Genomic DNA, 12465 nt, shown 5'->3' with positions numbered 1-12465 from the left:
GGGCGTTAGAATGGGGGCCGGATTGACCAAAGGAGTTGGCATGTTTCGTCTCGGTTTGATCATCAACCCCGTCGCCGGGTTGGGGGGCAGCGTGGCCCTCAAGGGCTCTGATGGCGTCGTGGAGCAGGCGCGCCGGCTTGGGGCCGTTCCCCGCTCGGCCGAGCGGGCCCGGGCGGCCCTCGGTGAGCTTGCCGGGCTCGATTATGAGCTGGTGACGGTGGCGGGCCCCATGGGCGAAACCCTGGCCCGGGAGATGGGGATCCCTCATACCCTGATAAGTCATCACCCGGGGGCCGAGAGCCGTGCCGAGGATACCCGCAGCGCGGCGCACATCATGGCCGGGATGGGGCTCGATCTGCTGCTCTTCGCCGGCGGCGATGGCACGGCGCGAGACATTTGCGCCGCCGTCGGCGAGCGGGCTCATGTGCTCGGCATTCCCGCGGGCTGCAAGATCCACTCCGGGGTCTACGCCGTGACGCCCCAGGCGGCAGGGAGGGTGGCCGCCCGCATGATCGGGGGCGAGCTGCTGACCCTGGCGCAGGGGGAGGTGATGGATATCGACGAGGAGGCGTTTCGTGCCGGTCGGGTGCGAGCGCGTCACTTCGGCGAGTTGCTGGTGCCCCAGGATCTGCGTTTCGTGCAGGCGGTCAAGGCGGGGGGGAAAGAGTCCGAGCCCCTGGTGCTGGCCGATATCGCCGCCGAGGTGGTCTCCCGCATGGAGCCCGATACCCTCTACCTGATGGGCTCGGGTACAACGGTGGCGGCCTGCATGGAGGAGCTGGGTCTGGAAAATAGTCTGCTCGGTGTGGATCTGGTGGAAAATGGTCGTCTGATCGGGCAGGATCTGCGCGCCGACGAGATCCTTACCCGGATAGCGGGGCGCCCCTGCAGCCTGATCATCACCCCGATCGGTGGGCAGGGACATCTGTTCGGACGAGGCAACCAGCAGTTAAGCCCTGAGGTGCTTCGTGCTGTGGGTCTGGATCGCATCCTGGTGATCGCCACCAAGAGCAAGCTGGCTACCCTGGAGGGACGCCCCCTGCTGGTGGATACGGGTGACAGGACGCTGGATCAGGCCCTGCAAGGCTATCGGCGCATCGTCACCGGTTGGCGGGATCAGGTGATCTATCCGGTCGCCAACCCGGCCTAGGTCCGACGCTTAACATCATAACCCTGTGTGCCGGAGATCCCGGCCAAAGAGGCTGTTCCATGTCGATTCTCAATTCCCTGTCGATTCAAGAGTATGAACACAAGCTGCTGGGGCTGATTGACAGCCAGGTGGCGACCGCCACCGATGACGAGCTGTTTGCCGGCGGGTATCTCAGGGGACACATCTCCCTGGCGGTGGCCCGCGCCGAGCTGGAGGGGAAGACGCTGGTGCGTGATGTGAAGAGCTACGTGCTGCGCAGCCTCAACGAGGCGATCCTGCAGGGGGAGCTCTCCGATGAGGATCAGGCTCACGTGATGACCATGTGGCAGCGCCTGCAGGAGCAGGCTGAGTCCTAAGTCACATTTCAAACTGGAGTTTGAATTAATTCTTTTCTGAGCCTTTACATAGTGTTAATAATTGGGTGCCTAATGTTGCAGGGAATTAACCATGGCCACCCGTTCAAAGATTGCTCACAAGTTGCCGCTCGACATGCTCTATCACTGGGAGCGGCAATCTCCCGACAGGATCTATCTGCGTCAGACCATCAACCGCCAGTATGAGGACTACAGCTGGGCGAGGGTGGCCGACGAGGCGAGACGCATCACCGCGGCCTTGCGTGCCTTGGGGCTGGTCCCGGGTGACAAGGTCGCTCTTCTCTCCAAAAACTGCGCCCACTGGTTTATTGCCGATCTGGCGATGCAGATGGGAGGCTATGTCAGCGTCCCCATCTATCCCACTGCCAACAGCGACACCATCGAATATGTGCTGCGCCACAGCGAGTCCAAGGCTATCTTCGTCGGCAAGCTCGACGACTGGAAGAGCCAGGAGCCCGGCGTCCCCGGCGAGCTGATGCGCATCGCCTTCCCGTATGAGACCATGCCGGCCCAGCACCACTGGGGTGATCTCATCAAGCGCCATGAGCCCATCGCCGAGAGCCCGGTGCAGGAGCCAGATAGCCTCTTGAGCCTGGTCTACACCTCGGGCAGTACCGGCAAGCCCAAGGGCGCCATGCTCTCGGTGGAGCGCTATGCCTGGTCCTGCGAGAAGCTGGTGGAGACGGTGGGGTTGTGCGATGAGGATCGTGGTTTCTCCTATCTGCCGCTCGCTCACATCACGGAGCGGGTTTATGTCTACGGGGGCAGCCTCTACAGCGGTGCCGTCATCGCCTTCCCCGAGTCTCTCGACACCTTCGTCGAGGATATCAAGCGTTGCCGTCCTACCGTGTTTATTTCGGTCCCCCGTCTGTGGGCCATGTTCCGCATCAAGATCTACGAAAAGCTTCCACCCCAGAAGCTGGCTCTGCTGCTCAAGATCCCGCTCGTCTCCACCCTCATCAAGCGCAAACTGCGCGAAGGGTTGGGGCTGGATCAGGCCAGGGTGCTCGGCTGTGGCTCGGCACCGGTGGCACCCTCCCTGCTGCAGTGGTATCGCAGCATAGGGCTCAATATCACGGAGGCGTGGGGCATGACCGAAAACCACGCCTACTCGACCCTTAACTACCCCTTCCGGGCCGACAAGATAGGGACCGTCGGCAAGGCGGGGGTCGGGGTGAGCCTGCGCATCTCCGAAGAGGGGGAGATCCTCTGCCGCTGTGAGGGGATGATGGTGGGCTACTACAAGGATCCCGAGAGCAGCGCCAGTACCATAGATGCTGACGGCTGGCTGCATACCGGCGACATGGGCAAGCTGGATGGCGAGGGCTACCTGACCATCACAGGGCGCATGAAAGATGTCTTCAAGACCGCCAAGGGCAAGTATGTGGCCCCAGTTCCCATCGAGGGGATGTTGGGCCAGGAGCCTCTTATCGAGCAGCTTTGTGTCATCGGCTACGGTATGCCCCAGCCTATTGCCCTGGTTCAGTTGACCGAGAAGGCGATGCAGGAAGAGCATGGAGACATAGAGCGGGTGCTCGATCTGGCCCGGGAGCGGGTCAACCAGAAGCTGGAGGCCCACGCCAAGCTCAAGGGGCTGTTCGTGGTCAAGACGCCCTGGAATATTGAAAACGGGGTACTGACACCCACCATGAAGATCCGCCGCCACCTGCTCGAGCAGCGTTATGCTGATCTGGGCAATCAATGGCCCTCTCACAAGAGCGTGGTGTGGGAATCTTGATTGCAGAGTACTGAAATATGAATGGGGGGCAAATGGCCCCCTTTTTTATTTTTGATGGGGCAATATTGCACCGGGCGGAATATAAAAAAGGGGGGCCCTGGCGGGCCCCCAAAACACGTATCACACGCATACTTAGGTGCGGGAGGAATCATATCCGTCTACGCTAATAATTACAGTTGACGGATGTTGCTATTGACATGTGGTAACTGCGTGGTTAACCGACTGTGAGTAAATTGTTTTTAATCGTGCGTAAATTAGCCTCAACAAAGCTCTCTTTGTGTTTCATCGTGTTACACCCTGATGAACTGCATAGATATCTGAATAGCAGAGATATTAAACCGACTTATCTCCGTTGGCCCGGTCTAACTATGCAATATCGTTGAGATTGGAGGGAAGATATATAATCCCACTGGTCCAGTGGTTATTTATGTGAGAGTGAAAATAGACAAAAAAATAGCCCCCTGAGCGGGGGCTGATAGATATCAAATATTAAAGCCAGAAACTGATAATAAATGAACCGGCGAGGGTAAGCATGACGTTGGCCACCGCATAGGTTCCCGCATAGCCGAGGGCGGGGATCGAGCTGTTGGCCGCCTCGTTGACCACGTCCATGGCCGGTGCACAGGTTCGAGCCCCTGTGATGGCACCGAGCAGCAGTGCCGGGTTCATCTTCAATACCCAGACACCAAACAGATAACCGATAAGCACGGGCAGGGCGGTGACCACCATGCCGGAGAAGAGCACAACGGCCCCCACCTCGCTCAGGTGATCGAGAATGCCCCCCCCGGCCTTGAGTCCCGTACTCACCATGAAGACCGCAAGACCCAGATCCTTGGCCAGGCGCAGGGCGCCCGGTGGCACATAACCCACGGTGGGGTGGTTGGCTCTGAGATAACCCATCAGAATGCCGGCCAGCAGCAGACCTACCGCGTTACCGAGCCCAAACTCGATCTGACCGAAGACCAGAGAGACGGAGCCGATCAGCAGCCCCAGCACGAAGAAGGTGGTGAAGGCGACCAGGTCCGTGGTCTGGCTGTGGATGCTGATAAAGCCTATCTTGCCCGCCAGCTGCTTCACCCTCTGCTTCTCGCCACTTATCTGCAGCACGTCGCCTTTTTGCAGCATGATGTTGCGATCAAAGGGCATCTCTATCTGGGAGCGGACGATGCGGTTGAGAAAGCACCCCTTCTCGGTCAGGTTGAGCTCGGCCAGATGGCGCCCGACGATGGCATCGTTCTTGACCACTATCTCTTCGGTGACGATCTGCAGGTCCAGCAGATCCTTGTCGAAGACCTCTTTGCCGTTGCGATAGTTCACATCCAGCTTCTCGTGGCTGGTGGGGTACCCCACCAGGGCGATCTCGTCTCCCTCCTGGATCACCGCGTCCCCGTCGGGGCTGGCCAGGATGCCGTTGCGGCGGATCCGCTCCACGTAACAGCCGGTATGGGGGTAGATGCCGGTCTCGCGCAGGGTGCGCCCCCCCATCCAGGCGGCAAGCTCGGGGCCGACCCGGTAGGCGCGAATGATAGGGAGATAGGTCTTGCGATTCTCGTTGTCCGACAGGCCCCGCTCACGGGCTATCTTCTGTGCCTCGGTGGAGAGATCGAGCCGGGCCAGGGCCGGCAGGTAGCGCACCACCACCATGAGGCCCACCAGCCCCACCAGGTAGGTGAGGGCGTAGCCGATGCCCATGTTGTCGAGCACGGCCTGCATGTCGGTCTGATGAGGCAGGTTGAGCAAGCCGCTGCGCAGGGCATCCTGTGCCCCCACCAGAGCCGGGGTCGAGGTGAGAGAGCCTGCCAGTATGCCGGCAGCCAGGCCTGGGCCCAGATTAAAGACTTTGGCCAGCCCCACCGTCAGCAGCAGGGCCGAGAGCAGGATCACCAGGGTCAGACTGATGTAGTGGATGCCATCGCGCAGGAAAACGCTGAAAAAATGGGGGCCTGCCTCTATGCCGACGCAGAAGATGAAGAGCATAAAGCCGACGTTTTCGGTCGAGGTGGTGAAGTGAAATCCCATCTGGCCGAACAGCAGGGCAGTGAACAGCACGCCTATGGTGTTGCCGATCTGGAAGGTACCGATCCTCACCTTGCCCAGTAGCAGGCCGAAGGCCAGCACCACAAACAGCAGCAGGGAGTCGCTTTGATGAAGCAGGGTCACAAAATCAATGGTCATGCCCGGTGTAACCGAGGAAAGTTGCAAGGGGGGAACAGTATGCCCTGAAGCAGACCAACAAAGAAGCCGCAGGCCAGGTTTTGTCCTGTGGCAAGGGGTGGACAGAGGCACTTGTGTCATCAAGTGGCAACATTGTTTTGCAAATGTTGCGCTGGCTCACTTCGGGACGGGGCAGGAAGATGCGACAATCTGGCCGCCCGAGTCTCGGGTGGCTGTTAGGGTGCGCCTCCCGCCTCACCGCCTGTTGCACACCAGCGTGGTGATCCCGGGTGGGAGAGTACGGAATAAAATCACAAACAATAAGGAAACAAGCATGTCAGGAAGGTACACACTGCTCGCCTCGGCGGTGGCCTTGGCATTGGCCGGTCAGGCCCATGCCGGGTTGCTCATCACCGAGTATCTGGAAGGGAGCAGCAATAACAAGGCGGTCGAGATAAGCAACCTGGGATCGGCACCGGTTGAACTGGCCGACTACCGACTCGCCCTCTATGCCAACGGTCTGGCCATCGACAAGACCCCCACCTCCACGCTCTCGCTGCAAGGCACGCTGGCTCCCGGCGCCTCGTTGGTGCTGGCACACAGCAGTGCGAACGCCGAGATCCAGGCCAAGGCCACCATCAAGAGCAGTTCGCTGAACTTCAACGGGGACGATGCCCTGGTGCTCTGGCGTGGCAGCGAGGTGGTCGACAGCGTCGGGCAGGTCGGTGTCGATCCGGGCACGGCCTGGGTGTCGGGCAGTGTCAGCACCCTCGATCAGACCCTGCGTCGCAAGGCGACGGTGAATCAGGGACGGGTGGATGCCAGCGCGTCCTTCGATCCCGCCGCAGAATTTGTCGCCTACCCCAAGGATGATGCCAGCGGCCTCGGCTGCAGCAGGGAGGGGGCCTGCTCCGATGTGCCGCCTCCGGTCACCTTCGTCTGCCCGGTGGACAACCTCACCCCGATCCCAGCCATTCAGGGCAGTGGCACGACCAGCCCCCTGGTGCCGGCCGGCAAGTTTGAAGCCGATGGTGTCACCGCTACCCGCGGCGTGGTGACCCAGGTGGTGGGCGGCCTCTACAAGGGCTTCTTCCTGCAAGATGCGCAAGGGGACGGGGATCCGGCCACCTCGGACGGGATCTTCGTCTACACCACCAAGAGCGACCCGGCCATTGGGGTGGGCGCCGAGGTGTGCGTCTCGGGCAAGGTCAGGGAGTACTTCAACCAGACCCAGCTCAGCGCCGACCAGTGGGCGGTGAGCCCCACCCCGGCCACCCCGATTGCCGCCACCCCCCTTGTTGCCGAGCCGGGCGAGACGCTCGCCTCCCTGCTCGAGCGTCACGAGGGGATGCGGGTTCGCCTGATGCCCGAGAGCAACCTGGTGGTGACCCGCAACTTCGGATTTGACTACGACGGCAAGCGCAACAACCTGGCCCTCGCCTACGGGGCTCCGCTCATCAAGTCGACCCAGAAGTTCCCGGCCATGAGCCAGGAAGCCAGTGACTGGCAGGCACGCAACCTTGCCAACCAGCTGGTGGTGGAGACTGATGCCAAGGCGCCGGATGGCGTGCTCCCCTGGTATCCCGCCTTCCACCCCGAGACCGGTTACCTGCGCGTTGGCGACAAGCTAAGCGGCCTCGAGGGGGCGCTCGGCTTCTCCTACAACCTGTTTCGTCTGGTGGCAGACAACACCATCACCCCGGACCAGGTGGATCATACCGGTTGGGATCGGGTCGAGACCCCCGAGCTGGCTCAGGCTGGCGATCTGCGGGTGGCGAGCTTCAACGTGCTCAACTTCTTCACGACCGTGGTCGGCGGCGACGCCAACCCCACCGGCTCCAACCGTGGTGCCCTGACGCTGCCTGAGTTCGAGTTGCAGCGCGCCAAGATCGTCAACGCCATCACCCGCCTCAACGCGGATGTGGTGGGGCTGATGGAGATAGAGAACAACGGCTACGGCCCCAACTCGGCCATCGCCAACCTGGTCGATGCCCTCAACGCCGGTCTGCCGGGCGAGCAGCACTACCGCTTCGTGAGCTCCCCCGACGGGCAACCCATCGGCAGCGATGCCATCACGGTCGGCCTGCTCTATCGTCCGGCCCGGGTGTCGCTCTCGGGGGGGGCCGAGCTTATCGAGATGCCCCAGCAGGTGGCCGATGCGGTGGACGCCAGCGGCAAGACGGTCAGCATCAAGCAGGGGATGCGCGAGTCCTTGTTGCAGCGCTTCACCTCGCCCAAGGGTGATGTGCCGCTCACCCTGGTGGTCAACCACCTCAAGTCCAAGGGCTCGGCCTGTTTTGAGGACTATCCGGACTACGCCAGCGCCGATCCTCTCGATCAACAGGGTCACTGCAACGCCCTGCGCGTCTCGGCCGCCCGGGTGCTGGGTGAGCGACTCAAGGGTGAAAGTGGCGATCTGCTGCTCATTGGCGACATGAACGCCTATGGCATGGAAGATCCCATCCGTGCCCTGACCGACTACGATCCGGCCAACACCCCGAGACCCATCGTCACCGCCTCTCACACCCTTCTGGGTGGCAACGACTATCAGGTGCAAGGGGAGCCTATCTCGCAAGGCGCGGGTCTGGTCAACCTCAACACCCGTTTCCACGGTAGCGACACCTTCTCCTACAGCTATGAGGGGGAGCTTGGCAACCTGGACCACGCCCTGGCCAATGCCAGCCTGGCCACCAAGGTGACCGGGGTGGAGGATTGGCACATCAACTCCACCGAGAGCAACCTGTTCGAGTACGGGGTCAAGTACAGCGGCAAGCTGGCCAAGTCCGACAATCCCTTCAGCGCCTCGGATCACGATCCGCTGCTTATCGCCATCACCTATCCCGAGCCGCCTCGTGGCACCCTGAGCCTGGAGCAGGGCGAGGCCGTGGTGAAGGAGGGCGACAGCCTGAGTCTGAGTGTGACCCGCCGTGATGGCAGCTTCGGTGAAGCCAGTGTCAACTGGCGCGTGGTGCCGGGTACGGCCGGGGCCGAGGATCTGGCCCTGACCAACGGGACCCTCAGCTGGGCCGACGGGGAGTCGGGTAGCAAGACCCTGGTGGTGCCCACCTATCCGGATGCCCTGAGCGAAGGGGACGAGACCTTCACGGTCGAGCTCACCGATGCCAGCGGCGCCGTGTTGGGCGAGACCAGGGTGACCCGTGCCACCCTGAGCGATGTGGCCGCGGTGGCCACCGTGCAGATGGGGGCGAGCGAGCTGACGACCCGTGAGGGACAGTGGTTCGTCGAGATCCCGGTTGCACGCAGTGGCGATCTCTCCAAGAGTGCGCAGGCCAAGGTGAGCTTTGCCTCTGGCTCGGCCAGCTGGCTGCTCGACTACCTGCCCTGGGGCAGCAGCACTGTGCACTGGGCCCCGGGTGAGGGCGGCGTCAAGACGGTGCGGGTGCTGGTGATCGACGACTGGTTCGTCGAGAGGGCCGAGACCTTCACCGCCAGGCTTGCCCAGGTGCGGGGTGCCAAGGCTGGCAGCCCAGCTGCCACCCGTATCACCATCGAAGATAACGACAAATCCTGGTGGCCTTTCTGGTAAGAGCATGAGGGGGCGCTGCGGCGCTCCCTTTTTTTCCTCCTTTCGGGTGCATTTTGATGGCCGATCGCTAGAATGGCCGCGATCACTCCCGACCGGATACGCCCCCTTGCTCGCCCAACGTTTTGCGCGTCTCGACGCCCTGCTTACCGCCACCGCCTCCTGGTGGCAGACCCAACCCTATCACCACACCCGTCTCTGCTTTGCCGATGAGGCTCCCGAGCTGGCGGCGGCCCTGCTCGCCATGGACGATGAGGCGGTGCAACGCCTGGATGCCGAGGGAGATGCCCTGTGCGACTTTCTCGCCCCCTGGATCCCCCAGGGGCACGAGCTGCATGCCCTGGCCCGTCTCTCCCCCCTGGTGGGGGTGCCCCCGGAGGTGGATCCCTTCCTGGCCCGTCATACGCCGGGGCGCAAGTGGTCGCAGATCCTCGCCTTCAGTGGCGCCCTGCCACCCCATGAGGGGCCCTGGCTGGAGTGGTGTGCCGGCAAGGGACACCTGGGACGTCTGGTCTCGCTTACCCGGCAACAAGCGGTCACCAGCCTGGAGTGGCAGGCCGCCCTGTGCGAGGAGGGGCGCCACCTGGCCGAGCGCGATGGCGCCCGTCAGCGCTTTGTCCAGGGGGATGCCTTCACGGCCCAGGCCGCCGACCTGATCCAGGCGGAGCATCACGCCATGGCCCTGCATGCCTGTGGCGAGTTGCACACCACCCTTATCGAGCAGGTGGCGAGCCGGCAGGCGCGCGGGCTGACCCTCTCCCCTTGCTGTTATCATCTGATCCGCGGCGATCACTATCGGCCGCTCAGTCGGGCGGGGCAGGGGAGTGCCCTGCGCCTGGGGAAATCGGATCTGCGTCTGCCCCTGCAGGAGACGGTCACCGCCGGTGCCCGGGTACGGCGCCTGCGCGAGCAGGAGGTGGTGTGGCGTCTGGCCTTCGACAGCCTGCAGCGTTGCGTGCGGGGGTGTGATGCCTACCTGCCGGTTCCCAATACCCAGAAGAGCCTGTTTAACGGTCGCTTCAGCGACTTCTGCCGCTGGGCCGCCGAGCTGCGCGGCGTGACCCTGCCGGATTGGATCGACGAGGAGCACTGGCTGGCCGTGGGGCGTGAGCGCTCCGCCCAGGTCCTTCGCATGGAGCTGGTGCGTCACCTGTTTCGTCGTCCCATCGAGCTGTGGTTGGTGCTCGATCGCGCCCTGCGACTCGAAGAGGAGGGGTATAGGGTCGAGATCGGCGAGTTTTGCGAGCGTCCCCTGACGCCCCGCAACATACTGATCCGCGCCGTACGCCCCTGATATTTCGACCCCGGTTGAGGAGTTGGCGCGAGTCCTCTCCTTTGTTAGGCTCGAACTCCCTTGAAAGGATGCACTGACGCCCCGGTGGGACAAGGATCCCGTCCCTGTGGCCACGACCGGGCGCCCCAAGAACCACTCAGGAAGAGCCATGACCGCCATCTCGTATCCCCACACTCGCCAAGGCGAGGAGCGTGACACCCATTTTGGCACGAGCGTGCCGGATCCCTATCGCTGGCTCGAGGATGACCGCAGCCCCGAGACCGCTGCCTGGGTGGCGGCGCAAAACGCCGTGACCTTCGACTATCTGGCCCGGATCCCCTATCGCTCGGCCCTGCGCGAGCGGTTGGCCAGCGCCTGGAACTACCCCCGCGAGGGAGCCCCCTTCAGCGAAGGGGGGGTGGGCTATTGCTTTAAAAACGACGGCTTGCAGAACCAGTCTGTGCTCTATCGGCAAGGGGAGTCGGGGGAAGAGATCTTCCTCGATCCCAATGGCTTCAGTCAGGATGGCACCAGCTCACTGGGGGAGCTCGGCTTCTCCCGCGACGGGCGGCTGCTCGCCTACTCGGTATCAAGAGGCGGCAGCGACTGGCGCACCGTGCGGATCATCGACACCCGCACCCGAGCACCGGTTGACGACCCCCTGAGCGACGTCAAGTTCAGTGCCATCAGCTGGTTCGGCAGCGAGGGTTTCTACTACTCGAGTTATGACAAGCCCGATGGTAGTGCCCTCTCGGCCAAGACCGATCGGCACAAGCTCTACTTCCACCGCCTCGGTACCCCCCAGCGGGAGGACAGGGTGGTGTTTGGCGCAGCCCCGGATGAGGGGCATCGCTATGTGGGCGCCCAGGTGACCGAGGACGATCGCTATCTGCTCATCTCGGCGGCCGAGGCCACCTCGGGCAACCGGCTCTATCTGCGCTCCCTCCATCGCCCCGATGCGCCGCTGGTGACGATACAGGCGAGCCTGGAGGCCGATACCCATCTGGTGGGCAGCGACGGCGATCGCCTGTTTCTGCTGACCAACCTCAATGCCCCCAACTACCGTCTGGTGGTGGCCGAGGCGAGCAACCCGTCGCCGGCGGCGTGGCGCGATCTCATTGCAGAGCGGGAGCAGGTGCTGAGCGTCACCTGTGGCGGCGGGTATCTGTTTGCCCATTATCTGTGCGATGCCATCTCCCGGGTCGAGCAGTTCGACTATCAGGGTCATTGGATCCGTGACGTGAGTCTGCCGGGACCTGGCTCGGTGGAGGGGTTTGAGGGCAAGCGGGGAGAGACGGCGCTCTACTACAGCTTCACCAACATGGTGACTCCGACCAGCATCTATCGCGTCGACCTTGCCACTGGTTTGTCGACACTCCACCGCCGCCCGGCTACCCGATTCAACCCCGATGACTATCTCTCGACTCAGGTGTTCTACCGCTCCAAAGACGGCACCCGGGTGCCCATGATCATCAGCCATCGCAAGGGGCTCAAACTCGATGGAAAGGCTCCGACCATTCTCTACGGCTATGGCGGCTTCAACGTCAGCCTCACCCCCGCCTTCAGTGTCGCCATTGCGGTCTGGATGGAGATGGGGGGCGTCTATGCGGTGGCCAACCTGCGTGGCGGCGGGGAGTATGGCAAGGCCTGGCACGAGGGCGGGATCCAGACCCGCAAACAGAATGTGTTCGATGACTTTATCGCCGCGGCCGAGACGTTGATCACCAAGGGTTATGCCACGCCCGATACCCTGGCCATTCGCGGTGGCTCCAACGGGGGCCTGTTGGTCGGGGCGGCACTGACCCAGCGTCCGGACCTGTTCCGGGTCGCGGTGCCGGCGGTCGGGGTGCTCGACATGCTGCGCTACCACACCTTCACCGCCGGAGCCGGCTGGGCCTATGACTATGGCACTGCCGAGCAGAGCCCGGAGATGTTTGCCTACCTCAAGGGTTACTCTCCCCTGCACAATGTGCGCGCCGGGGTGAACCATCCGGCCACACTCATCACCACCGCCGATCATGACGACAGAGTCGTCCCCGCCCACTCGTTCAAGTTTGCCGCCGAGCTGCAGGCCAAGGATGGTGGTGCATCGCCCCAGCTTATCCGTATCGACGTCAACGCCGGCCACGGCGCCGGTATGCCGGTGTCGATGCAGGTGGATCAGGCCGCCGATGTGCAGAGTTTTATCCTCTGGAACATGGGCGTGACGAGGCTCGCGACAGCGTAAACCCG

Annotated in this window: 7 protein-coding genes; 6 read left to right on the top strand and 1 reads right to left on the bottom strand. The window is 62.8% G+C overall.

Going from position 1 to position 12465, the window contains the following annotated elements; translation table 11 throughout:
- The first annotated feature begins 40 nt into the window (after positions 1-40).
- The 3 genes from AB5Y48_RS07170 to AB5Y48_RS07160 all read left to right on the top strand — a co-directional run bounded on the left by AB5Y48_RS07170 (position 41) and on the right by AB5Y48_RS07160 (position 3262).
- Positions 41-1150: an ATP-NAD kinase family protein gene (locus tag AB5Y48_RS07170; RefSeq protein WP_050665592.1), complete on the top strand. Its 1110-nt coding sequence runs from the start codon at positions 41-43 to the stop codon at positions 1148-1150.
- Between the two features lie 77 nt (positions 1151-1227).
- Positions 1228-1506, top strand: coding sequence for a YfcL family protein (locus tag AB5Y48_RS07165; protein WP_050665624.1), 279 nt, complete (start codon positions 1228-1230; stop codon positions 1504-1506).
- A gap of 91 nt (positions 1507-1597) precedes the next feature.
- Positions 1598-3262, top strand: coding sequence for an AMP-binding protein (locus AB5Y48_RS07160; RefSeq protein WP_224160882.1), 1665 nt, complete (start codon positions 1598-1600; stop codon positions 3260-3262).
- 489 nt (positions 3263-3751) lie between these two features.
- Here the strand turns inward: AB5Y48_RS07160 and AB5Y48_RS07155 are convergent, their stop codons facing one another.
- Positions 3752-5437 carry an aspartate:alanine antiporter gene (locus tag AB5Y48_RS07155; protein WP_050665594.1) on the bottom strand — a complete coding sequence of 562 codons (1686 nt, stop codon included), beginning with the start codon at positions 5435-5437 and terminating at the stop codon, positions 3752-3754.
- A gap of 313 nt (positions 5438-5750) precedes the next feature.
- On the opposite strand from AB5Y48_RS07155, the gene AB5Y48_RS07150 reads away from it, so the two are divergent.
- From AB5Y48_RS07150 to AB5Y48_RS07140, 3 genes are all read left to right on the top strand, one after another.
- Positions 5751-8963, top strand: a complete 3213-nt coding sequence (locus AB5Y48_RS07150; RefSeq protein ID WP_368164080.1) for an ExeM/NucH family extracellular endonuclease — start codon at positions 5751-5753, stop codon at positions 8961-8963.
- Positions 8964-9069: 106 nt separating this feature from the next.
- Positions 9070-10254, top strand: a complete 1185-nt coding sequence (locus tag AB5Y48_RS07145) for a methyltransferase (RefSeq protein WP_368164079.1) — start codon at positions 9070-9072, stop codon at positions 10252-10254.
- A gap of 148 nt (positions 10255-10402) precedes the next feature.
- Positions 10403-12460 carry a prolyl oligopeptidase family protein gene (locus AB5Y48_RS07140; protein WP_368164078.1) on the top strand — a complete coding sequence of 686 codons (2058 nt, stop codon included), beginning with the start codon at positions 10403-10405 and terminating at the stop codon, positions 12458-12460.
- Positions 12461-12465 lie beyond the last annotated feature (5 nt).

Origin of the sequence: Aeromonas sp. R6-2 (assembly GCF_040908155.1) — a bacterium.
Lineage (GTDB): Bacteria > Pseudomonadota > Gammaproteobacteria > Enterobacterales > Aeromonadaceae > Aeromonas > Aeromonas schubertii.
Note: the sequence above shows the minus strand (reverse complement) of the source record. Positions and strands in the feature narration are given on the sequence as shown.

Excerpts from the sequence above, each read along its gene's own strand:
- AB5Y48_RS07140 (WP_368164078.1), top strand. The coding sequence starts at position 10,403 with ATGACCGCCATCTCGTATCCCCACACTCGCCAAGGCGAGGAGCGTGAC.
- AB5Y48_RS07160 (WP_224160882.1), top strand. The coding sequence starts at position 1,598 with ATGGCCACCCGTTCAAAGATTGCTCACAAGTTGCCGCTCGACATGCTC.
- AB5Y48_RS07170 (WP_050665592.1), top strand. The coding sequence starts at position 41 with ATGTTTCGTCTCGGTTTGATCATCAACCCCGTCGCCGGGTTGGGGGGC.
- AB5Y48_RS07155 (WP_050665594.1), bottom strand. The coding sequence starts at position 5,437 with ATGACCATTGATTTTGTGACCCTGCTTCATCAAAGCGACTCCCTGCTG.
- AB5Y48_RS07150 (WP_368164080.1), top strand. The coding sequence starts at position 5,751 with ATGTCAGGAAGGTACACACTGCTCGCCTCGGCGGTGGCCTTGGCATTG.